This window comes from Microbacterium sp. CFSPD4_SD4, from assembly GCF_057364585.1.
Genome location: NZ_JBNFOC010000003.1, coordinates 163,391 through 185,340 on the forward strand (window position 1 = coordinate 163,391; position 21,950 = coordinate 185,340).

Below are 21,950 nucleotides of genomic sequence, written 5' to 3' on the forward strand. Positions count from 1 at the left end.
TCAGACCCCGTACTCGGCGCGGATCACCTCGCGCAGCTCGATGCTGCACCGGGCGATGGCCTCGCGGAAGTCGGCCAGGGCGCCGTCCTCCGCCTGGTCGGAGACGGCGCGGAAGGCACGGATCGGCACGCCGAACTGCCCCGCCACCCAGATGTAGGCGTAGGTCTCCATGTCCACCAGGGCGGCACCCATCGGCCGGATCACGGCGGTGACCTCGGCGTCGTTCACGAAGTGGTCACCCGTGGCGATCACGACGCCCTCGCGACCCGTGGTCACCTGCGGCGGAAGCGAGACGTGCCGTCCGACGACGCCGTCCAGGTCGATCACGTCGTGCTGCACCGCGGTCGCGATCTCGTGCACCGCGTACGCACGTCCCTTCTCGATGGAACCCGCGGTGCCGACGACGACGACCTCGTCGTAGTCCTTGGCATCCAGGGCGCGGGTCAGCGCGTACGTCGCCGGCAGCTTCCCCGGGCCCGTGACGAGCCGGTCGAAGCCGTCGAGCTCCTCGGGGAAGGCGGACAGTTCGGACTCGAGGGCGGCGACGAGGAGCTTCACCGTCTCAGTCTGTCAGGTCGCCGCTGGATACCTCGTCCGCGCGGTGGCGTGACCCGCACGAAACACGGAAGGGGGATACTGGAGCCGAACCGATGAGCGGAGGATCACGTGTCGTTGCAGAAGCAGATCGCGGAAGACCTGGGCGCCCGGCCCGACATCGATCCCGGAGCGGAGGTGGAGCGTCGCGTCGGCTTCCTCGCGGACTACCTGCGCACGACCGGCGCGAAGGGCTTCGTCCTCGGCATCTCCGGCGGACAGGACTCGACGCTCGCGGGGCGCCTCGCCCAGCTCGCGGTGGAGCGCGTGCGTGCGGAGGGCGGGGAGGCCACCTTCCTCGCGGTGCGCCTGCCCTATCGCGTCCAGCACGACGCCGACGACGCGCAGGCGGCCCTGGACTTCATCGCGCCGGACTCCTCGATCGAGGTGAACATCCAGAACGGCGTCGAGGGCGTCGAGACGGACATCGAGTCCGCCGTCTCCAGCGACATCTCCGACTTCAACCGCGGCAACATCAAGGCGCGCCTCCGCATGGTCACGCAGTACGCGCTCGCCGGGCATGAGGGGCTGATCGTCATCGGCACCGACCACGCCGCCGAGGCCGTCACGGGGTTCTACACGAAGTTCGGCGACGGGGCCGCTGACGTCCTCCCGCTGGCCGGTCTCACGAAGCGACAGGGGCGGGCCCTGCTCCAGTTCCTGGACGCTCCGGAGCGCCTGGCCTTCAAGGTCCCCACCGCCGACCTCCTCGACGACCAGCCGGGGCGCACGGACGAGGACGAGCTGGGGCTGACGTACGAGCAGATCGACGACTTCCTCGAGGGCCGGGAGGTCGATCCCGAGGTCGCCGGCCGCATCGAGGCGCGGTACCTCGCGACCCAGCACAAGCGTCATCTCCCGGTGACCCCCGACGACACCTGGTGGCGCTGACCGGTTCCCCCTGTGCGGGACCGCCCGCTTTTCGCCGTGTCGGATGCCGCGGATAGTGTCGAAGCAGCCGACAGAACGGGAGAATCGTGCGGATCGACACAGAGGCGCAGCGGGTCATCTGGAGCGCGAGCGACCTCAAGGCGGCCGCCGAGTGCGAGTTCGCGTGGTCGCGGGCGATCGACGCGAAACTGGGTCGGGTCCCCGCGGTCGAGGAGCCGGAGGACGCGACGCTCCTCCGCGCCGCCCAGCTGGGAGACGTGCACGAGCAGAACGTGCTCGACCGCTACATCCGGGAGCTCGGCGACGAACGGGTGCACCGGATCGCCAAGGTCTCCTCGAGCGATCCTGAGGCCCTCGCGGCCGCCGTCGACGAGACGCTGAGCGCTCTGCGGTCCGACGCGCTGGTCGTCTTCCAGGCGGCCTTCGCCACCGACGAGTTCGTCGGGTTCGCCGACTTCCTCCGCCGCGATGCGGACGGACGCTGGCGGGTGCAGGACTCGAAGCTCGCCCGAAAGGCCCGCGTGACCGCCCTCATGCAGCTCGCGGCATATGTCGATCAGCTCGACCGGCTCGGCATCCCTCGAGCCGACGAGGTCGACCTCATCCACGGGGACAACAGCGTCAGCACGCACGCCGTCGACGACCTCCTTCCGCTGTTCCGTGTGCGTCGGTCGCGGCTGCGCGCTCTCATCGCGGACCGCGCCGTGCCCGATGGCGCCGCCGGGGCGCCCCTCGCGTGGGGTGACGACCGCGGCGACCTGCGCGTGGTCGCCTGCGGGCGCTGCGCCACCTGCGAGGAGCAGGTGCTGGCCCACCGGGACCTCCTCATGGTCGCCCGCATGCGTCCGGTGCAGCGGGCCCGTCTCCGCGCCGCCGGGATCCTCACGATCGACGACCTGGCTGCGGCGACGCAAGCCCCCGAGGGCATGAACGTCGACACCTTCGAGAACCTCCGCGCCCAGGCCCGGGTGCAGCTGCGGGCGGATGCCGAGGGCGCAGCGACGTACGACGTGCACTACGCCGCGGCGATCCACACCCTCCCGGTGCCCAGCCACGGCGACATCTTCTTCGACTTCGAGGGCGATCCGCTGTACACCGAGCCCGCCCCCGACGGCGAGGCGGAGTGGGGCATCGACTACCTGTTCGGCTGGGTCGACAACGCCGACCAGTACACCGCTCTCTGGGCGCACTCGTTCGCGGAGGAACGCCGGGCGCTGGAGACCTTCCTCGACTTCGTGAAGGTGCGCCGCGCCGCGCACCCCGGCATGCACATCTACCACTACGCCCCCTACGAGACCTCGCATCTGGTCGCGATGGCCGCCCGCCACGGCGTGCGCGAGGGCGAGGTGGACCGCCTCCTCCGTGAAGGCGTGTTCGTCGACCTGTACCCGCTGGTGCTGCGCACCGTGCGGGTCGGGTCGCGGTCCTACTCCATCAAGAAGCTCGAGCCGCTCTACATGGGGGAGGACGTGCGCACGAGCGACGTCCAGAAGGGCGACGACTCCATCGTGCAGTACGTCGCCGCGCGGGAGCTCGCGGCAGCGGGCGCGCAGGCCGAGGCCGACGCCGTGCTCGCCGACCTCGCCGACTACAACCGCTACGACTGCGTCTCGACCCGCCGGCTGCGCAACTGGCTCATCGACATCGCCCGGGCGGAGGGCGTCACGCCGGCCCCGCCGGACGATGCGGACGAGGTCATCTACGAGCCGTCCCCGCGTTCGCTCGCTCTGCTCGGCGACGCGGAGCGTGCGGTGGAGGCCGGTGACGACGGGCTCGTGCACCGGATCGCGGCGGCCGCCATCGACTACTTCCCGCGCGAGGCGAAGAGCTTCTGGGTCGCGCACTTCCAGCGGCTGCGGGAGCCGGTCACCATGTGGGACGGCACGCGCGACGTGGTGAAGGTCGATGCGACCCGCTCGCGGGTGCGCCGCGACTGGAGCATCGGCGAAGGCCGCCGAGTGCTGTCGCGGGAGCTCGAGATCCGCGGCGAGGTGTCCCCGGGCACGACGCTCGGCCCCGGCGCGCAGCCGTTCGCGCTCTACGACGTCCCGGCCCCGTTCGACACCGACGTCCCGTCGCGGGCCGTGCACGTGCCGCACGGGGTCACAGTCGTCGAGGTGCTGGACGACGGGTACCTCGTGGTCGAGTCCGCCGTGCAGGGACAGACCTGGGACGACCTCCCCGTCGCGCTGACCCCTGCGGCGCCGCCTCGCGTGGTGTCGCTGCAGCAGGCGATCGACGAGTGGGCGGACGCGGTGCACGCGGCCGCCCCGGACTTCCCTGAGGACGCGGCCACCGACATCCTCCGCCGCCTGCCTCCGCGCACGGTGTCGGGGAACGCGCTTCCGGCCGCAGGCGACGATCCGATCGACGCGATCGTCCGCGGAGTCCTCGACCTCGACCACAGCTACCTTGCGGTGCAGGGGCCTCCGGGCACGGGGAAGACCTACACGGGCTCCCAGGTGATCGCCCGGCTCGTCAACGAGCACGGCTTCCGCATCGGCGTCGTCGCGCAGTCCCACGCGATCATCGAGACGCTCCTGGAGCGCGTGGTCGCCGACGGCGTCGCCCCGGCTCAGGTGGCGAAGTGCCCCAAGGATGCCGACGCCGATCCCGGCTACACGGTGATCCCGAAGACCGGGATGGCCGCCTTCCTCGCCGAGCATGAGAACGAGGGTGCCGTCGTGGGCGGCACCGCGTGGGACTTCAGCAACACGCAGCGGGTCGCCAGGGGAGAGCTCGACCTGCTCGTGATCGACGAGGCCGGACAGTTCTCGCTCGCCTCCACCATCGCGGTGGCCGCCGGTGCGCAGCGGCTCCTGCTCCTCGGCGACCCTCAGCAGCTGCCCCAGGTCAGCCAGGGCGCCCACCCGGAGCCGGTGGACACCTCTGCGCTCGGCTGGGTGATGGACGGCGATCCCGTCGTGCGTCCGGAGTACGGCTACTTCCTCGCCCGCTCCTGGCGCATGCACCCGTATGTCGCGGCTCCGGTGTCGAAGCTCGCCTACGCCGGGAAGCTCGCGTCCGCTCCCGGTACCGAGCGGCGCGCGGTCGAGGGCATCGACCCGGGCCTGCACGTGGTGCCGCTGCGGCACCGCGGCAACGCGACCCAGTCCCCGGAGGAAGCCGCCGAGGTGGTGCGTATCGTCCGCGACCTCGTCGGCCGCACCTTCCACGACAACGACGCGGAGGGCAGCGTCCGCCCGCTGACGCCGGAGGACATCATCGTGGTGGCGCCGTACAACGCGCAGCGGCAGCTCGTGCACGATGCGCTCGCGGCGGCCGGTTTCGGCGGGGTCCCGGTGGGGACCGTCGACAACTTCCAGGGCAAGGAGGCGGTCGTCTCTATCACGACGCTCGCCGCGTCGAGCGGTCGGGATGCCCCGCGGGCCCGGAGTTCCTGCTGCTGCAGAACCGGCTCAACGTGGCGATCTCCCGCGCGCAGGTCGTGGCCTACCTCATCCACTCGCCGGCGCTGCTCGACGATCTGCCGTACACGCCCGAGGGCGTCGCGAGGCTCAGCGCCTTCGCCCGCCTGGTGGGTGCGGCCGAAGAGGAGGAATCATGATGTCGTGCGTTCCCGGGCCTGCTGCCGTCGAGACGCCGACGGTCGATGAGGTCCTGCGCGCCGCCGCCGCATGGGCGTGGTTTCCTCGCGGCAGCGAGGACGTCCGCGACGATCTGCTGCTCGTGCGCTACCCGGAGCGGTTCGGAGGCGGCGTCCGCGGCTCCCAGGTGACGTCGACGCGGCCCGCCGCCGAGGTGCTGGACGGAGCGCTGGAACGCACCAGAGCCTGGGGCGAGAAAGTCTTCACGTTCTGGACCAACCCCGCGGACGACCCGGACCTCGAGGACGAGCTCCAGCGCCGCGGTGCGGTGCACTTCGACACCGTCACGGTGTTCGCGCGTCCGACCATCGGAGTCGCGGTCGACGTGCCGCCCGGGGTCACCGCTGAGGTCGTGTGCACGAGGGACCAGCTCCGCGAGGTCGACGCGATCAACGTCCCCGTCTGGGAGCAGCAGCCGCTGAACGAGGACGGTTTGGACGCCGAGTTCGCCGAACTCACCGCAGCCCTGTCCACGGGGGAGGGTTTCCGGGTGCTCGGCCGCATCGACGGTCGCGCGGTGAGCACCGGCGGCTGCACGATCGTCGACGGGTTCACCCGGCTGTGGGGAGCGGCGACACTCGCCGCCGACCGCGGGCGCGGTGTCTATCGGGCCGTCCTCGCGGAGCGCCTGCGACAGAGCGCCGCGCGCGGGGCCGCAACGGCGCTCGTCAAGGGCCGCGTCTCGACCTCGGCGCCGATCCTCGCGAGGGCCGGCTTCACGCGTTACGGCGAGGAGCGCGGCTACCGCCTGACCCTCTGACGCGAGTCGAGAGCGCGAGCGAGGTCAGACGGTGCCGTAGAGGCGGTCGCCCGCATCGCCGAGGCCGGGCACGATGTAGCCCTTCTCGTCGAGGCGCTCGTCGAGCGCTCCGAGGACGAGGGTCACATCGCGGTCGCCCGCCATCGCCTCGATCGCTGCCACGCCCTCCGGGGTGCCCAGCAGGCAGATCGCGGTGACGTCCTTCGCGCCGCGGTCGAACAGGAACTGGATGGCCGCGGCCAGCGAGCCGCCGGTCGCCAACATCGGGTCGATCGCGAAGCACTGACGGTCGGAGAGGTCGTCCGGAAGCCGCTCGGCGTAGGTGGTGGGCTCGAAGGTCTCCTCGTCGCGGACCATGCCGAGGAAACCGACCTCCGCGGTGGGGAGGAGCTTGACGAGGCCTTCGAGCATGCCGAGACCGGCGCGCAGGATCGGCACGACGATGGGCCGCGGCTCGGAGATCTTCACGCCCGTGGTCGTGGTGACCGGCGTCGTGATCTCGATCGGCGTGACCTTCACATTCCGCGTCGCCTCGTACGCGAGGAGCGTCACGAGCTCCTCGGTCAGCTGGCGGAAGACCGGCGACGGGGTGCGCGCGTCGCGCAGCACCGAGAGCTTGTGGGTGATGAGAGGGTGGTCGGCGACGTGAACACGCATGGATACAGGCTAATGCGCGCCGCGTCCGCGCACGACATCGGGTGCCGTGGCGGCCGCCTCGTGCTGCCGTAGGCTCGGGGCATGACCGCCGCCGACCGCCTCGCGATGCAGCGGGCGCTCGAGCTCGCCGCCGAGGCCGCCACCGCCGCGGAGATCCCCGTCGGCGCCGTCGTGCTCGACGCGGACGGCCGTGTCGTGGCCGAAGGGCGGAACACCCGGGAGGCTACGCACGACCCGACCGGGCACGCCGAGATCGAGGCGATCCGCGCCGCGGCGTCGGCCCGCGGGTCGTGGAACCTCGACGGCTGCACACTCGTCGTCACCCTCGAGCCCTGCGTGATGTGCGCCGGCGCGATCCTCCAGGCACGCATCGGCCGCGTGGTCTTCGGCGCGTGGGACGACAAGGCGGGAGCGGCCGGCTCGATGTACGACGTGCTGCGCGACCGCCGCCTGCCCTATCGCGCGGAGGTGATCGGCGGCGTGGACGAGCACGCGTCCATCGCTCTGCTCCGCGCCTTCTTCGAGGACCGTCGCTGAACGCTCAGTCCGAGGACTTGAGGACGAACACGTCCGTCGAGGGCTCCGGATCGATCGCGGGACGGTAGACGTCCGGCTCGATGTAGACGACCCGGGCGACCGGCACGGCGGCGCGGATGCGGGCCTCGATCTCGTCGATGTCGTCCGCGACCTCGCGCAGCGGCTTGTCGGCGCTGAGCGCGATCTTCGCGGCGACCATCAGCTCGTCCGGCCCGAGGTAGAGGGTCTTCATGTGGATGATCTTCTCGATCTCCGGACCGTCGTTGATCGCGTCCACGATGCGGTCGTAATCGGCGGGGGTCGCGCCCTCGCCGACGAGCAGGCTCTTGGTCTCCACACCCAGCACGATCGCGATGAGCACGAGCAGGACGCCGATCATCACGGTGCCGAGGGCGTCGAAGACGGGGTTGCCGGTGAGGAGCGTGAGGCCGACGCCGAGCAGGGCGAAGGTGAGGCCGGTGAGGGCCCCGACATCTTCCAGGAGGACCACGGGGAGCTCCGGCGCCTTGGACCGCCGGACGAAGGAGAACCAGGACTGGCCCTTCTCGCGGACGACGTTGCTCTCGCGCACGGCGGTGCGCAGCGAGAACGACTCCAGGCCGATCGCGATGAACAGCACGACGAGCGGGAGCCACCACCAGGTCTGGTCGATCTCATACGGGTGGGTGAGCTTCTCCACGCCCTCGTAGACCGCGAAGAGCCCGCCGACGGAGAAGAGGATGATCGACACGACGAACGCGTAGACGTAGCGCTCGCGGCCGTAGCCGAACGGGTGCGCGCGGTCCGCGTGGCGCTTCGCCTTGCGGCCGCCGAGCATCAGCAGGAGCTGGTTCCCCGAGTCGGCGACGGAGTGGATCGCCTCGGCGAGCATCGAGGCCGAGCCGGAGAGGGCCCACGCGAGGAACTTCGCGAGAGCGATGCCCAGGTTCGCCAGGAACGCCGCGACGATGGCCTTGCTGCCTCCGGATGCACTCATGCGACGAGTCTAGGACGGGAGTCCGAGCGGCACAGGAGCGCCCGCCGTAGGATGACGACATGGCTGATGCGCTCCCGTCCCTCGCGTTCCTCGGTGCCGGATCCATGGGGGGAGCGATCCTCCGCGGCGTGCTCGCCTCTGGCGTCCCGGTGGACGGAGGGATCACCGCGACGAACCGCACGCCGGAGAAGGCGGAGGCGTTCGCGGGCCTCGACGGCGTCACCAGCATCGCGCTGTCCGAGCGGCCGGAGGGCAATGCCGACGCCGTGGCCGGCGCACGGGTGGTCCTGGTCGGGGTGAAGCCGGCGATGGTCCCCGACCTGCTCCGCGAGATCGCGCCGCACCTCAGCCCGGAGACCGTCGTGGTGAGCCTCGCCGCGGGGGTCACGCTGCAGACCTTTGCGGATGTCCTCGGCCCGGAGGCCCGTGTCATCCGCTCGATGCCGAACACCCCGTCGACGATCCGCAAGGGGGTCACCGGGCTCGCGGCCGGCGCCGCGGCGACTCCCGAAGACCTCGCGCTCGTGCGCCGTCTGTTCGAGACGGTGGGGGCGGTGGTGGAGGTCCCCGAGTCGCAGATCGATGCGCTCTCGACGATCTCGGGCTCCGGTCCCGCCTACGTGTTCCTCCTCATCGAGGAGTTCACCGCGGCCGCGCGGGAGATGGGCTTCGCCGACGCGGACGCCCGGCTGCTGGCCGAGCAGACCTTCATCGGTGCAACCGCGCTGCTGGATTCGACGGGGGAGGACCCCGCCGAGCTGCGCCGCCGGGTGACGAGCCCGAAGGGGACGACGGAGCGCGCCGTCGCCGTGCTCCAGGACGCGCATCTGTCCGACACCTTCGCCGCCGCTGCCGCCGCCGCCCTCGCTCGCGCAAAGGAGCTCGCCGCCGGCGCCTGATCCCACCCTCGCGGGAACAGGCGATCACGCGAGTTCAGGCAGCCAGCACCCCTGGAGCCTGAACCCGCGCGAGTGCCTGTTGCGGCGAGGTGCGGCTAGGCCTCGCTGGCGACCTCGGCGAGCACCTCGGGCCAGCGCCGCTGCAGGGTGCGACCGCCGAGCACCGTGCCGCCCCACAGCGCGACCCCACCGAGGACGACGGCGGCTGCGAGGCTCGCCCAGCCCAGGGGCGGGATCCAGATCGACGCGATCGCGAAGCCGAGGGCGGGGCCGCCGAGCAGCAGGGTGATCGGCGACATGATGAGCATCGCGAGGAAGGACTGCGCGCCCCCGGAGGAGCCGCGTCCGAACGGGTTGGCCTCCGGTGCCGGAGCTCGCCCCGGAAGGAACGCGCCCACCCAGGAGCCCGCGCCCGCCGACACCGCCATGAGCCCGAGAGCAGCGCCCAGGCTGCCCGGAAGCAGATCCGGACGCCCGGCCAGCAGACAGGTCACGACGCACAGGAGGATCGTGATCGGCACCGCCACCAGCGCGAACCCGAGCAGGCGTCCGACGCGATCGGCCGTCCCGCTCACCCCGGTCAGGATGTGCAGTGCGACGGCGTCGTTGTCGTAGGCGATCGCCATCTGCACGATGCTGCCGGCGAGGAGGGCGTTGATCGCGGGGATGAGGGTGATCGCGGGCGCGAAGCCGGTACTGTCCTGCTGCAGTCCGTTCATGAGCGCGAGCCCGAGGAAGATCGCGGGGAGCAGCAGGAGCATCACGATGTTGACGACCTGACGCGGGTCGCGACGGAAGTAGCGGAGCGTCCGTCCCGCGATGGCGCCGACGGGCCCCGCGGGAAGAAGACGGTCGAGCACGCCTCCCGAGCGCACGCGTCCGCCCCCGCTCGACTGCAGGGGGGCGACGAGGCGCGCAGCGAGCATCCGGCGCGCGGCGACCCAGAAGACGACAAGGGTGGCGGCGGCGATGAGCAGCCGCAGGGCGGCGGTGACGACGTCGCCCTGTGCCACCGCGGCGGGGACTCCGAACACGGCGGCGACCGGCGTCCACGCGGCGATCTCGGCGACCGTCGTGAAGGCGCCGCCGACGTCGCGCACGGTCGACAGTGCCTGCAGCCCGATGTTCAGGAGGAGGCCGGAGGACGCCAGCAGCACGACGCCGAGGGTGAGGACGAGGTCGCGCGTCCGCCGACGGGCGAGCCACCCCGCGAGCAGACCGCTGACGACGCGGGCGCCGAGGACGCAGGTCGCGAGGGCCACGGGGACCATGAGAACCGCGACGAGGAGGGCCGGCACGCTGACCGACCATCCCACGAGCATCAGCAGCAGGGCCAGGGCGGTGCCGATGCCGCCGATCGTCGTCATCCCCGCCACGACCAGTCCGGGGAGGAGAGCGCGGGCGGTCACCGGAAGCAGGGCGAAGCGCTCGGGGGCCAGCGAGTCGTCCGCACTGACGAGGATCGACCCGATCCACCACCCGAGCACGATGATGGCGCCGGTGAGCACCATCGCGGTCACGGCGGCGTCCGGGGCGCCCACCCGCAGCGCGATCAGACCCACGGTCAGCAGGCCCAGCATGCTCAGCGCGATGAGACCCACGATCACGAGGGTCACGATCATCCAGGGGTTGCGCCTGAGCTGATGTCCGAGCTGTCGCAGCCGCAGGCCTACGAGGAGCGCAACCACGCGAGCGTCTCCGTTCCGAGGTCGTGCGCGCCCACGAGGGTGAGGAAGCGCTCCTGCAGTGTGAGCCCGGCCCGCACCTCGTCGAGGGCGCCGTGGGCGAGCAGACGCCCCTCGGCGACGATGGCGACGCGGTCGCACAGCGACTCGACGAGCTCCATGACGTGGCTGGAGAGGACGACCGTGCCGCCGCCGTCCACGAAGGAGCGCAGGATCTGCCGGATCGTCTGTCCGGAGACCGGGTCGACGGCCTCGAGGGGTTCGTCGAGGATCAGCAGCCGGGGCGCGTGGATGAGCGCGCAGGCCAGGCCGATCTTCTTCTTCATGCCGGCCGAGTAGTCGACGACGAGGGTGTCGCCCGCCTCCGTCAGGCCGAGCGCGTCGAGGAGCTCACCGGAGCGGGAGACGACCTCTGTCTCCGGCATGCCGCGCAGCAGGCCGGTGTAGCGCAGCAGCTCGGCGCCGCTGAGCCGGTCGAGCATCCGGATGCCGTCGGGGAGCACGCCCATCCGCGCCTTCGCGGCGGCAGGGTCCTGCCAGACGTCGGCGCCGAGCACCCAGGCCGTCCCGGCGTCCGGGCGCAGGAGCCCGGTGGTCATCGCGAGCGTTGTCGTCTTGCCGGCACCGTTCGGGCCGAGCAGCCCCAGCATCGAGCCCGCGGGGACGTCCAGCGACAGCGCGTCGACGGCGACCTTCTGGCCGAACTGCTTGCGGAGCCCGCGGAGGGCGAGGACGGGCGGTGCGGGGGCGTGATCGCTCATGCCCCCATCCCACCACGCCTGCCGCGACCGGCGCATCCGCCGCGGGGAGGACCCGGCTCAGCGGTCGAGGGCGGCGAAGCGCTCGATGTCGCTGTTCGTCCCGGAGACGATGATGAGGTCGTGGTTGGTCACGATCGTGTTGGCCTCCGCGTAGCGGAACGGCTTGCCCGGGCTCTTCACCCCGACGACGGTGACCTTGTACTTCGAGCGCACGCCGGACTCGTTCAGGCCGACGCCGCGGATGAACTTCGGCGGGTACATCTTGGCCAGGACGAAGTCGTCGTCGAAGCGGATGAAGTCGAGCATGCGCCCGCTCACGAGGTGGGCCACGCGCTCGCCGGCCTCGCGCTCGGGGTAGATGACGTGGTTGGCGCCCACGCGGGCCAGGATCTTGCCGTGCGACTGGGAGACCGCCTTCGCCCAGATCTGCGGCACCTTGAGGTCGACGAGGTTCGCCGTGATGAGCACGGACGCTCGATCGAGGAGCCGACGGCGACGACCGCGACCTGGAAGTCCTGGGCGCCGATCTGGCGGAGGGCGTCGATGTTCCGGGCGTCGGCCTGCACCGTGTGCGTGACGCGGTCCGACCACTTCTGCACGAGCTCGAGGTTGTCGTCGATCGCGAGCACCTCGCGGTCGAGGCGGTCGAGCTCGCCGGCGCAGGCGGCGCCGAACCGGCCGAGACCGATGACGAGGACGGGAGCGTCCCCCCGAAGGACTTCAACCAACGATCGGCCTTTCCACGGGCAGTGAGTAGTACTGCGTGCGCGATGTCGCGGCGACTGCCGCAGCGAGAGTCACTGTACCAACGCGGCCCATGAAGATCGTCGCGGCCATGACGTACGAGGCGGAATCCGGAAGCTCCCCGGTGAGGCCCGTCGAGAGCCCGACCGTGCCGAACGCGGAGATGACGTCGAAGAGCACGTGGCTGATGTCGGCCTTGGTGATCTGCGCGATCACGATGGTCGACAGCGCGACGATGGTGGCGCCCCAGGCGACGACGCTGAGGGCGACCCGCTGCACGTCGCTGGGGATGCGGCGGCCGAACGCCTCGACGGACTGGCGGCCCTTCGCCTCGGACCAGACGGCGATCGCGAGGACCGCGAGGGTCGTCACCTTGATGCCGCCCGCCGTCGACGCCGACCCGCCGCCGACGAACATGAGCATGCTGGCGGCGAGCAGCGACGAGCCGTTGAGGTCGTCCATCTCGATGACGTTGAAGCCGCCGGAGCGGGTCATCGCGGAGAGGAAGAACGCCTGGAAAGTCGTGTCCGCCGCGTCCATCGACCCGAAGGTCTTGGGATTGTCGTATTCGAGGATGAGGAAGGCGGCCGCGCCGAGGATGAACAGCAGCACCGTGGTGACGATGGTCAGCTTCGAGTGCAGCGACCACCGCTTGACGTGCCAGACGTGCTTCGCGAGCGTGTAGATCACCGGGAAGCCGATGCTCCCGAGGAACACGCCGACCATGAGCAGCGACAGCACGAGGTAGTCGTCGGCGAAGACGGCCACTCCGCCGTCGTTCGGGGCGAAGCCGGTGTTGGTGAACGCCATCGCCGAGAAGTACGGGGCCTCCCAGAGCGCGGCGATCGGGTCCACCCCCGCCATCACCAGCGCCGGATACAGGAGGGCGGCGAGGGCCGCTTCGATGAAGAGGGCGGAGAGGGCGACCGTGGTGAGCAGCTGGCCCACCTCGCCGAGGCGCACCGTCTGGCTCTCGTTGACCACGCCGCCGTGCGCGCGGAGCGGGTTCGTGTCGCCGGCCGCCATGAGCTTGGCCCGCAGCCCGAGGCGCTTCGAGATGAGCATCCCCATGAGGGAGGCGAGGGTCAGCACACCGAGGGCGCCGATGTTGACGCCGATGAACACGACGACGTGCCCGAACGGCGACCAGTGGTTGGCCATGTCGACGGTCGCGAGGCCCGTCACGCAGATCGTGGAGACGGCGGTGAAGAGCGCGTCGCTGAGCGGTGTCACCGTGCCGCTGGCGGACGCGATCGGCAGCGAGAACAGCACCGTGAACACGAGGATCAGCAGCGCGAAGACGGCGATGGCGAACCGGGACGGCGACGAGGTGATGAGGTGCTTCACCCGGCCGGCGGCTCCGGGAAGACCGGTGCGAGGAGACGACGCCGAAACGATGCCCGACATCGCTGCCCCCTTCTTCCGCGCCGTCCGTTCCACGGCCGCAGCACGGCGCCTCTCGCCGAGCCTTCGTCATGGTACTCCGTGCCGGGGCGCACTACCCTGATCACATGACGGACATCTTCGACGTGATCGCAGACGGTACGAGGCGCGACATCCTCCAGCTCCTGCTCCGACGCACGTCCGAAGGCGAGTCCGGCACGAGCGTGAGCCAGATCGTGGCCGACCTCGGCATCAGTCAGCCCACCGTCTCGAAGCACCTCAAGGTGCTCCGCGACGCCGATCTCGTCACCGTCCGCGAAGACGGGCAGCGCCGCTTCTACAGCCTGTCCGTCGCGCCGCTGGAGGCCGTCGACGACTGGCTGGTCCCGTTCCTCGTCGATGCGTTCGGCGATGCGGCACCGGACATCGCCTATCCGGGCGCCCCGATTCCCGACGGCGCCGCGCACGCGGCCGAGGTCGTCGGGCGTGCGGCCGCCTCCGCCAAGCACGTGGTCACGAACGCGCTGAAGCGTCTCGGCGCCTGATCCCGCGCCCCGCACAGACGGAGAACCGCCCCCGACGGCAGGGGGGATGCCGTCGGGGGCGGTGTGCGGACCCCAGATCCGCGCGGACTCGGCAGGTGCCGGCACGGGTCCTGCAGCCGACCCTGGCAGGGCTGTCTGAGCGATCGGGCAATGCGGGCTATGCGCGGGCTGGGCGTCGGCTCATCGTCGTCCGGCCTTTCGTCGAAACAGCCACGCGCCCCACAGCGCCGCCACGAGGAGGATCGCCACGCACCAGCCGATCGCCCACCATGCCTCCGCCTGCATCGGGGTGTCCATCAGGAGAGCGCGGATGGTCTCCACGATGGGCGTGATCGGCTGGTGGGCGGCGATCGCCTGGAGCCAGTCGGGCATGCTCGCGACGGGGACGAAGGCACTGGAGAGGTACGGCAGGAACAGCAGGACGAAGCCATAGCCGTTCGCTGCTTCGGGGCTGCCGGCGGCGAGGCCGATCGCGGCGAACAGGTAGGTGATCGCGAGGATGTAGAGCGCGATCATGCCGGCCAGGGCGACCCACTCGAGCGGAGTGGCCGATGGGCGGAATCCGACCAGTACCCCGACGCCGATCACGACGGCGGTCGCCACGAGGTTGCGGAGGACACTGGCGACGACATGCCCGGTGAGCACGGCGCCGGCGCGCAGGGGCATGGTACGGAACCGGTCGATGATCCCCGTGCGCATGTCGTTCGCGACGTACACGGCGGTGGAGGAGGCGCCGAAACCGGCGCACGTCAGGATGATGCCGGGGACCACGTAGTCGACGTAGGCGCCGGAGGGATCGATGGCCCCGCCGAACACCCACGTGAACATCAGCATCAGCATGACGGGGAGCAGGATCGCCATGAGGAGGGACTCGCCGTCCCGGAGGGAGTGGCGGAGGCTGCGCCCGACGAGGACGGTCTCGGCGGTGAGGCCGCGGAGGGGTGGCCGCGGGGCGGGGGCCGCCGCGGGCCCGGAGGTTCCGGGCACAGCGGCGTGGGCGATGTTCATGCGAGCTCCTTCCGGGGCGCGGCGCCTGCGGTCGCGGCGTCGGGGGCGGTGACGGCGAGGAAGACGTCGTCCAGGGTGGGGCGACGGAGCGTGACGGTGCCGGCGCCGCCGTCCTCGTCCAGGAGGTCGAGCGCTCGGCGGAGACCGCTCACCGAGCCGTCGGTCGGGATCTCCCGCTGAAGCTCCCCGCGGTCGTCGCGGAGCTCCACCGTGTCGCCGCCGACCCGGGCCTTCAGCGCCGCGGCCGTTCCGAGCGCCGCGATGCGACCGTCGTGAAGCACAGCGATGCGGTCGGCGAGCTGATCCGCCTCCTCGAGGTACTGCGTCGTGAGGAACACCGTCGTGCCGCCGTCCGCGAGGACCCGGATGATGTCCCAGAGGTCGCGCCGACTGCGGGTGTCGAGCCCTGTCGTCGGCTCGTCGAGGAAGAGGACCTCTGGGGCCACGACGAAGCTGAGGGCGAGATCGAGACGCCGACGCATGCCGCCGGAGTAAGTGCGGACGGCGCGGCCGGCGGCCTCGCCGAGATGGAAGCGATCGATGAGATCCGCGGCGCGACGCCGCGCGCCGGCACGACCGAGCCCGGACAGACGGGCGAACATCACCACGTTCTCGGTCGCGCTGAGGGCGTCGTCCACGGCGGCCGACTGACCGGTGAGGCTGATCCGTCGCTGCACCTCCCGCGGGTGAGTCCGCACATCCCAGCCGGCGACGCGCGCCGTGCCTCGATCCGCCGCAGTGAGGGTGGTGAGGATGTTGATCGTCGTCGTCTTGCCGGCGCCGTTGGGCCCGAGCAGAGCGAACACCTCGCCACGGGCGACGGTGAGGTCGAGATCACGAATGACGGTCTTCGCGCCGAAAGCCTTGTGCAGGTCGTGGACGTCGATGGCTCTGTCCATCAGGGTTCCCTTCTGTGTATCTCCAAAACTGTGTATGTGCAACGCAATCGTGTATGACCGTAACACACTGTTTAAGTAATAAACAGAAGTAGGATGAAAGCCATGACCGAGAAGGAGCCGCCCGAGCTGCCGCGCGGGATCGCGCTTGCCTGGGGTGTCGCGGCCGATCCGCAGCGCGGCCCGAAGCGGGAGATGAGCGTCGAGAAGATCGTGGAGGCGGCGGTCGCCCTCGCCGACGCCGACGGGCTCGGTGCCGTCTCGATGGCTGCGGTCGCCGCGCGTCTGGGATTCACGCCCATGTCGCTCTACCGGTACGTCTCCGCCAAGGACGACCTCCTGCTCCTCATGCAGGAGGAGGCGACGGGCCTGCCGCCGGAGAGCCACCTCGAGGTCGAGGGGTGGCGCGAGCGGCTGCTCGCCTTGTACGAGGCGCAGATCCTCGTGTATCTGCGGCATCCCTGGATGCTCTCGCTGCCGATCTCGGGCTCGCCGATCACACCGAACAGCTCCGCCTGGCTGGATGCCGGCCTCGCCGCCCTCGATGGCACCCCGCTCACGGCAGAGGAGCGGATCGCCGTCGCACTCGCCGTCACCGGCCATGCCCGCTGGTGCGGGATCGTGCAGGCCGGATACACCGAGCAGTCGCGGTCGTCCGGTCTGAGTCCGGACGAGGTCGCGGCCCGTGAGGCCTCGCTGTTCGACCGGGTCATCACCGCTGACGAGTTCCCCGCCCTGCGGCGGGCTATCGAAGACGGAGTCTTCCTGTCGTCGGCCGACCCGTTCCGCTTCGCGGTGGAACGCACCCTGACGGCGTCGCCGCGTACATGACGGGCCTCGAACGCGGGGAGCGGCACATCGTCGCGGAGGAGTGGGTCGATCTCGACGTCGCCGAGCTTGCTGGAGACAAGCGGCTCAAAGAGGCGCAGAAGGCCAGCCGTGAGGCGGAGAAGGCCCTTCGCGCCGCGCGCAAGGTCGAGCGGCAGGCCCTACGGGATGCGCGCGAGCGGATCGCCAAGGCGAAGAGATCCGCCTGAGTCCTCCGGTCCGGCAGGATGGGCGCATGACGGACGAGTACCGCGCGCATTTCGACTTCGCGATCACCTTCGCCAACGGCGGCGGGCTGCAGGGGCAGGGGTTCCGACTCGATCTGCCACGGGAGGACGTGACCGCGGACGAGGTCGCAGCCCTGCTCATCGCTCATCTCGGTCTGGCGCTCGTGGGCGAGGTCGAGCTCAGTGATCTGCGGATCGTCGCCGAGCCGCACCGGGGCAGCCGAGGCGTCGCGGCTCCGGCTCGTGGAGACCGCACCGAACGGGTCGTGGACCTGAGCCACCCGATCGCGGAAGGCATGGTCACCTATCCCGGGCTGCCGGCGCCGACCATCACCCCGCACCTCACCCGCGCGGCGTCGCGCGAGCGCTATGCGCCGGGGACGGAGTTCGCGATGGACGTGATCACGATGATCGGCAACACGGGTACTTACCTCGACGCGCCGTTCCACCGCTATGCGGACGGGGCCGACCTGGCGTCGCTAAACCTCGACACCCTCGTTGACCTGCCTGCCGAGGTCTTCCACCTCCGCGACGCGTGGACGCCCGAACGGCGGGGTATCAGGGCGGCGACGCTCGCCGATCGCGAGCTCCGCGGCAGCGCGGTGCTCCTGGACACCGGCTGGAGCCGGCTGTTCGGCACGCCCGCCTACGGCACCGGCTCGCCCTTCCTCACCGACGACGCGGCGCGCTTCCTCGTGGACGCCGGGGTGCGCCTCGTCGGCATCGACGCGCTCAACATCGACGACACGGAGAGCGGCGGGGAGCGACCGGCGCACAGCATCCTCCTCGCGGCGGGCGTGCACGTCGTCGAGCACCTCACCGCTCTGGATCGCCTCCCCGCGCGCGGGGCGCGGTTCACCGCGGCCCCTCCCGCGATCCGCGGGTTCGGGACGTTCCCGGTCCGGGCGTTCGCGACCGTGCCGACATCCCACTGATCACAACAGCCACGCGGGTTTACACGCGTCCCAGCGACCCCATAGAGTGTGCTCATCGAGAAAGGGGTACGTGGGATGCCCGAGGTTCCAGACGTCCGATTCCTGACGGTGGCCGAAGTCGCCGAGCTCATGCGCGTGTCCAAGATGACCGTGTACCGGCTCGTGCACGCCGGTGACCTCCCCGCCATCCGATTCGGACGGAGCTACCGCGTGCCGGAGTCCGCCGTCGCGGAGGCTCTGCAGCGGCCCATCGCCGACGCCGGCTGACGGAGGGGCGCGGGGCACCCTCCTGAGTTTGCTAGGATGATCCGAGGCATTTTTCGTGCTCGTACCCGGGTGTCCGATTCCGGCGACACCCAGCCCCTGACTTAGTGAGGTTTCCGTGGGTTCTGTCATCAAGAAGCGCCGCAAGCGCATGGCGAAGAAGAAGCACCGCAAGCTGCTTCGCAAGACTCGCCACCAGCGCCGCAACAAGAAGTAAGCGGCCAGACACCGAGCGCCTGTCTTCGGACGGGCGCTTTGTGTCTCTGCGCGCCGTTCCGCACCGCCGAGAGGATGTCATGAAGTCGATCACCGTCGCCGAACTCGCCGAGCGCTCCGGCACGCCCCTCATCGATGTCCGGGAGGTGCACGAGTTCCAGGCCGGCCACGTCCCCGGCGCCGTGAACATCCCGATGTCCGAGATCGGCAACCGCCTGGGCGAGCTCCCGGCCGAGTCGTTCGACGTGATCTGCCAGGCTGGTGGCCGCTCGGCTCGCGTGGTCGAGGCGCTCGAGGCCCGCGGCTACGACGCCACCAACGTCGAGGGCGGAACCGGCGAGTGGATCGCCCAGGGACGCGAGGTGGAGGTCCCGTCGTCGTGACGACGCTGACCCTCATCGGCAAGCCCGACTGCCATCTGTGCGCCGTGGCCTCCGAGGTCGTCGACGCGGTCGTCGCCGAACTGCCGGACGCCGCCGCGGAGCGCATCCAGATCGTCGAGGCGTCGATCCAGGACGACCCCGCCCTGTACGAGCAGTGGTGGGAGAAGATCCCCGTCGTCCTCATCGACGGACGACTGCATGCGCACTGGCGCGTGTCCCCCGACCGGCTGCGCGAGGCGCTGGAGGAAGCCGTCGACGCGGAGGCCCGTGCCGACCAGAAGGAGCTGCGATGACCATCCGCCATGTCGTGACCTGGAAGCTCGCCGCGGAGGACGCGGGGGAGCGGCAGGCCCAGGCGGCCGAGGTCGCCCGTCGGCTCAACGCCCTCGACGGCGTCGTGCCGCAGCTGCGCAGCATCTGGGCCGGTGCGAACGACGTGTACCCCGACGCGAACTGGGACGTGACCCTGGTCGCGGACTTCGACTCCGTCGCCGACCTCGAGCAATACCAGGTGCACCCTGCGCACGAGGAGGTCGCCGGGTACATCCGCTCGGTCGTCTCCGGCCGTGTGGCGGTCGACGCCGAGCTCTGAGCGTCGAGCGTCGTCCCCGCGGCACCGAAACACAAACGTAATGCGGCGCGAGGGGATGTCATTGGTCACGCGACGAGCCGCATGTTTAGATGAACTCCTACCCGTCCGTGGGCTCACCCGCCCCCCGACTCCCAGGAGCCGACATGTCCCGTCGTAACCTCTTCGCCGGCCTCGCGATCGCGGCCACCGCCACCCTCGCGCTCGCCGGATGCGCCACCGGCTCCTCCGATGCGGGCAGCGGCGGCGAGCCGCCGCCGGCGACGAGTACGGCCTCGTCGAGGCGGGCACGCTCACCGTCTGCTCCGACATCCCCTACCCGCCGTTCGAGTTCGAGGGCGACGACGGCGAGTACACGGGCTTCGACATCGACCTCCTCGGCGCGATCGCCGAGCAGCTCGACCTCAAGCTCTCCGTGCAGGACGTCGGCTTCGATGCGCTGCAGTCGGGGACGACCCTCGCCGCCGGCACCTGCGACGTCGGCGCCTCGGCCATGACGATCACCGACGAGCGCAAGGCCAACATCGACTTCTCCGACCCGTACTACGACTCGCTGCAGTCGCTGCTCGTGCGCACCGACTCGGGCATCGGGTCCATCGACGACCTCGACGGCAAGAACGTCGGCGTGCAGCAGGGCACCACGGGCGAGGCGTACGCGACCGAGAACGCGAAGGGCGCGCAGCTCGTGCAGTACCCCTCCGACGGCGAGCTGTGGCCGGCCATCCAGGCGGGGCAGATCGACGCGATCCTGCAGGACCAGCCCGTCAACCTCGAGCACGAGAAGGCCGACTCCTCCTACGAGATCGTCGAGACCTACGAGACCGACGAGTCCTACGGCTTCGCCTTCGCGAAGGGCGAGAAGGACGAGCTCCTGGACGCCGTGAACGGTGCGCTCGCGGAGCTGAGGGACAACGGCGAGTACCAGAAGATCTACGACCAGTACTTCACGGCGAACTGAGCCGGGGAACACGGAGGTCGGGAGGACCTTGACAATGGCGTTGAGGCGCACCACCAAGCAGAAGCTCTACCGGTACACCGTCTATGCGGTGCTGATCGCGATCGCCGTCTGGATCGCGTTCAGCACCGACTGGGCCCGGCTCGGGCAGCTCTTCTTCAACCCCGAGGTCGCAGCCAAGATGCTGCCGGGGATCATCACGACCGCGCTCGTCAACACGCTGTGGTTCACGGCGGTGGCGTTCACAGGCGGCCTGCTCCTCGGCGTGATCCTCGCGCTGATGAAGCTGTCCGAGATCGGTCCGTTCCGGTGGATCGCGACCGTCTGGATCGAGCTGTTCCGCGGACTCCCCGCCCTGCTCACGATCTTCGCCATCGGGTTCATCGTGCCGATCGCGCTCGGTGTGCGGGCGCAGGAGCTCGGCGGTCCCGTGGTGCTCGGCCTGATCGGGCTCGTGCTCGTGGCATCGGCCTACATGGCCGAGACCATCCGCGCGGGACTCCAGGCCGTGCCGAAGGGACAGACCGAGGCGGCGCGTTCGCTCGGCATGTCGCCCATGAAGACGACCTTCTGGATCGTGGTCCCGCAGGGCTTCCGGATCATCATCCCGCCGCTGACGAACGAGTTCGTGCTGCTGCTAAAGGACACGTCGCTGCTGTTCGTCGTCGGAACGTTCGTCTGGTCGAAGGAGCTCACCACCTTCGCCCGTGACGCCAGTACGCAGAACGCCAATGGAACGCCGCTCATCATGGCGGCGATCCTCTACCTGATCGTGACGATCCCGCTCACGCGTTTCAGCGCGTGGCTGGAGCGTCGGATGGCGAGGACACGATGAGCACCGACCTGATCGACGTCCAGGCCCCGGCGATCGCGATCCAGGACCTGCACAAGAGCTTCGGCGACAACGAGGTGCTCAAGGGCATCGACCTGACGGTTCTCGCCGGCGAGGTCGTCTGTGTGATCGGCCCGTCCGGTTCCGGGAAGTCGACGCTGCTCCGCTCGGTGAACCTCCTGGAGGAGCCCACGGGCGGCAAGGTGCTCATCGAGGGCATCGACATCACCGATCCCGACATCGACATCGACCGCGTGCGCACCCGCATCGGGATGGTGTTCCAGAGCTTCAACCTCTTCCCGCACCTCAGCGTGCTCGGCAACCTCACGATCGCGCAGCAGCGGGTGAAGAAGCGCTCGAAGGCTGAAGCGGAGAAGGTGGCCCGCGCCATGCTCGAGCGCGTCGGTCTCGCGGAGAAGGCCGACGCGTACCCCGGGCACCTCTCGGGTGGGCAGCAGCAGCGCGTGGCCATCGCCCGGGCGCTGTGCATGAACCCCGACATGATGCTGTTCGACGAGCCGACGTCGGCCCTCGACCCGGAGCTCGTCGGCGAGGTGCTGCAGGTCATGCGGTCGCTGGCCGACGAGGGCATGACGATGCTCGTCGTCACGCATGAGATGGGCTTCGCGCGCGAGGTCGGTTCGCGGCTGATCTTCATGGACGGCGGACACATCGTCGAGGAGGGCGACCCCCGCGAGGTGCTCGCCAATCCGCAGCATCAGCGCACGAAGGACTTCCTCTCCCGCGTCCTGTAACTCTCCCCGCCCCGGTGTCTCG

24 protein-coding genes and 2 pseudogenes are annotated in these 21,950 nt (G+C 70.3%); 17 read left to right on the forward strand and 9 right to left on the reverse strand.

Translation table 11 applies throughout. The features are described from left to right. Nucleotides 1-558 carry a phosphorylase family protein gene (locus AC2W7E_RS07090; protein WP_085603862.1) on the reverse strand — a complete coding sequence of 186 codons (558 nt, stop codon included), beginning with the start codon at nt 556-558 and terminating at the stop codon, nt 1-3. A 108-nt stretch (nt 559-666) separates the two neighbouring features. On the opposite strand from AC2W7E_RS07090, the gene nadE reads away from it, so the two are divergent. The 3 genes and pseudogenes from nadE to AC2W7E_RS07105 all read left to right on the forward strand — a co-directional run bounded on the left by nadE (nt 667) and on the right by AC2W7E_RS07105 (nt 5,853). Beyond that, nucleotides 667-1,485 carry an ammonia-dependent NAD(+) synthetase gene (nadE, locus tag AC2W7E_RS07095; protein ID WP_485988818.1) on the forward strand — a complete coding sequence of 273 codons (819 nt, stop codon included), beginning with the start codon at nt 667-669 and terminating at the stop codon, nt 1,483-1,485. 86 nt (nt 1,486-1,571) lie between these two features. Then, nucleotides 1,572-5,053: pseudogene (locus tag AC2W7E_RS07100) on the forward strand (TM0106 family RecB-like putative nuclease). Continuing rightward, nucleotides 5,050-5,853, forward strand: coding sequence for a GNAT family N-acetyltransferase (locus AC2W7E_RS07105; protein WP_485988819.1), 804 nt, complete (start codon nt 5,050-5,052; stop codon nt 5,851-5,853). Before AC2W7E_RS07100 ends, AC2W7E_RS07105 begins: the two are co-directional and overlap by 4 nt. Before the next feature lie 24 nt (nt 5,854-5,877). Here the strand turns inward: AC2W7E_RS07105 and upp are convergent, their stop codons facing one another. After that, entirely contained in the window at nt 5,878-6,510 is a 633-nt protein-coding gene (gene upp, locus AC2W7E_RS07110; RefSeq protein WP_025104476.1) for a uracil phosphoribosyltransferase, read from the reverse strand. Nucleotides 6,511-6,591: 81 nt separating this feature from the next. Between upp and AC2W7E_RS07115 the strand changes: the two genes are divergently transcribed. After that, nucleotides 6,592-7,047: a nucleoside deaminase gene (locus tag AC2W7E_RS07115; protein WP_036292935.1), complete on the forward strand. Its 456-nt coding sequence runs from the start codon at nt 6,592-6,594 to the stop codon at nt 7,045-7,047. Between the two features lie 4 nt (nt 7,048-7,051). Here the strand turns inward: AC2W7E_RS07115 and AC2W7E_RS07120 are convergent, their stop codons facing one another. After that, on the reverse strand, nt 7,052-8,023 hold the full coding sequence (locus tag AC2W7E_RS07120; RefSeq protein WP_485988820.1) for a cation diffusion facilitator family transporter: 972 nt from the start codon (nt 8,021-8,023) through the stop codon (nt 7,052-7,054). A gap of 59 nt (nt 8,024-8,082) precedes the next feature. Between AC2W7E_RS07120 and proC the strand changes: the two genes are divergently transcribed. Next, nucleotides 8,083-8,922 carry a pyrroline-5-carboxylate reductase gene (proC, locus tag AC2W7E_RS07125; RefSeq protein WP_126894012.1) on the forward strand — a complete coding sequence of 280 codons (840 nt, stop codon included), beginning with the start codon at nt 8,083-8,085 and terminating at the stop codon, nt 8,920-8,922. Nucleotides 8,923-9,017: 95 nt separating this feature from the next. Here proC and AC2W7E_RS07130 read toward each other — a convergent pair whose 3' ends face one another. The 4 genes and pseudogenes from AC2W7E_RS07130 to AC2W7E_RS07145 form a co-directional block, all read right to left on the reverse strand. Further along, nucleotides 9,018-10,610 carry a hypothetical protein gene (locus tag AC2W7E_RS07130; protein ID WP_485988821.1) on the reverse strand — a complete coding sequence of 531 codons (1,593 nt, stop codon included), beginning with the start codon at nt 10,608-10,610 and terminating at the stop codon, nt 9,018-9,020. After that, nucleotides 10,592-11,368, reverse strand: coding sequence for an ABC transporter ATP-binding protein (locus AC2W7E_RS07135; RefSeq protein WP_085603845.1), 777 nt, complete (start codon nt 11,366-11,368; stop codon nt 10,592-10,594). Before AC2W7E_RS07135 ends, AC2W7E_RS07130 begins: the two co-directional genes overlap by 19 nt. Before the next feature lie 57 nt (nt 11,369-11,425). Beyond that, nucleotides 11,426-12,096, reverse strand: a pseudogene (locus AC2W7E_RS07140) (potassium channel family protein). Then, the gene (locus AC2W7E_RS07145) at nt 12,089-13,519 is read right to left on the reverse strand and encodes a TrkH family potassium uptake protein (RefSeq protein ID WP_025104469.1); all 1,431 of its coding nucleotides are present in this window, start codon (nt 13,517-13,519) and stop codon (nt 12,089-12,091) included. The pseudogene AC2W7E_RS07140 and the gene AC2W7E_RS07145 overlap by 8 nt, the downstream one beginning before the upstream one ends. 104 nt (nt 13,520-13,623) lie before the next feature. Between AC2W7E_RS07145 and AC2W7E_RS07150 the strand changes: the two genes are divergently transcribed. Then, nucleotides 13,624-14,040, forward strand: a complete 417-nt coding sequence (locus tag AC2W7E_RS07150) for an ArsR/SmtB family transcription factor (RefSeq protein WP_378869649.1) — start codon at nt 13,624-13,626, stop codon at nt 14,038-14,040. Nucleotides 14,041-14,220: 180 nt separating this feature from the next. Here the strand turns inward: AC2W7E_RS07150 and AC2W7E_RS07155 are convergent, their stop codons facing one another. Next, nucleotides 14,221-15,048 (reverse strand): ABC transporter permease, encoded by an 828-nt coding sequence (locus tag AC2W7E_RS07155; RefSeq protein WP_485988822.1) that lies wholly within the window; start codon nt 15,046-15,048, stop codon nt 14,221-14,223. Continuing rightward, the gene (locus AC2W7E_RS07160) at nt 15,045-15,947 is read right to left on the reverse strand and encodes an ATP-binding cassette domain-containing protein (RefSeq protein WP_025104466.1); all 903 of its coding nucleotides are present in this window, start codon (nt 15,945-15,947) and stop codon (nt 15,045-15,047) included. The genes AC2W7E_RS07155 and AC2W7E_RS07160 overlap by 4 nt, the downstream gene beginning before the upstream one ends. A 102-nt stretch (nt 15,948-16,049) precedes the next feature. On the opposite strand from AC2W7E_RS07160, the gene AC2W7E_RS07165 reads away from it, so the two are divergent. The 11 genes from AC2W7E_RS07165 (at nt 16,050) to AC2W7E_RS07215 (ending at nt 21,928) form a co-directional block, all read left to right on the forward strand. Then, nucleotides 16,050-16,775 carry a TetR/AcrR family transcriptional regulator gene (locus AC2W7E_RS07165; protein ID WP_485988823.1) on the forward strand — a complete coding sequence of 242 codons (726 nt, stop codon included), beginning with the start codon at nt 16,050-16,052 and terminating at the stop codon, nt 16,773-16,775. Then, complete coding sequence (locus tag AC2W7E_RS07170; RefSeq protein WP_485988824.1) at nt 16,772-16,981, forward strand: hypothetical protein; 210 nt, start codon at nt 16,772-16,774, stop codon at nt 16,979-16,981. Before AC2W7E_RS07165 ends, AC2W7E_RS07170 begins: the two co-directional genes overlap by 4 nt. A 26-nt stretch (nt 16,982-17,007) precedes the next feature. Next, nucleotides 17,008-17,934 carry a cyclase family protein gene (locus AC2W7E_RS07175; protein ID WP_378869656.1) on the forward strand — a complete coding sequence of 309 codons (927 nt, stop codon included), beginning with the start codon at nt 17,008-17,010 and terminating at the stop codon, nt 17,932-17,934. Between the two features lie 75 nt (nt 17,935-18,009). Then, nucleotides 18,010-18,201 (forward strand): helix-turn-helix domain-containing protein, encoded by a 192-nt coding sequence (locus tag AC2W7E_RS07180; protein ID WP_025104463.1) that lies wholly within the window; start codon nt 18,010-18,012, stop codon nt 18,199-18,201. Between the two features lie 115 nt (nt 18,202-18,316). After that, nucleotides 18,317-18,415, forward strand: coding sequence for a 30S ribosomal protein bS22 (locus tag AC2W7E_RS07185; protein ID WP_003792170.1), 99 nt, complete (start codon nt 18,317-18,319; stop codon nt 18,413-18,415). Nucleotides 18,416-18,494: 79 nt separating this feature from the next. Next, nucleotides 18,495-18,797 carry a rhodanese-like domain-containing protein gene (locus AC2W7E_RS07190; RefSeq protein WP_303708487.1) on the forward strand — a complete coding sequence of 101 codons (303 nt, stop codon included), beginning with the start codon at nt 18,495-18,497 and terminating at the stop codon, nt 18,795-18,797. Continuing rightward, complete coding sequence (locus AC2W7E_RS07195) at nt 18,794-19,090, forward strand: glutaredoxin family protein (RefSeq protein ID WP_025104461.1); 297 nt, start codon at nt 18,794-18,796, stop codon at nt 19,088-19,090. Before AC2W7E_RS07190 ends, AC2W7E_RS07195 begins: the two co-directional genes overlap by 4 nt. Continuing rightward, complete coding sequence (locus tag AC2W7E_RS07200; protein ID WP_025104460.1) at nt 19,087-19,389, forward strand: Dabb family protein; 303 nt, start codon at nt 19,087-19,089, stop codon at nt 19,387-19,389. Before AC2W7E_RS07195 ends, AC2W7E_RS07200 begins: the two co-directional genes overlap by 4 nt. Nucleotides 19,390-19,597: 208 nt before the next feature. After that, entirely contained in the window at nt 19,598-20,344 is a 747-nt protein-coding gene (locus tag AC2W7E_RS07205; RefSeq protein WP_485988825.1) for a basic amino acid ABC transporter substrate-binding protein, read from the forward strand. Between the two features lie 34 nt (nt 20,345-20,378). Beyond that, nucleotides 20,379-21,176, forward strand: a complete 798-nt coding sequence (locus AC2W7E_RS07210; protein WP_025104458.1) for an amino acid ABC transporter permease — start codon at nt 20,379-20,381, stop codon at nt 21,174-21,176. Continuing rightward, complete coding sequence (locus AC2W7E_RS07215) at nt 21,173-21,928, forward strand: amino acid ABC transporter ATP-binding protein (RefSeq protein ID WP_060921706.1); 756 nt, start codon at nt 21,173-21,175, stop codon at nt 21,926-21,928. Before AC2W7E_RS07210 ends, AC2W7E_RS07215 begins: the two co-directional genes overlap by 4 nt. Nucleotides 21,929-21,950 lie beyond the last annotated feature (22 nt).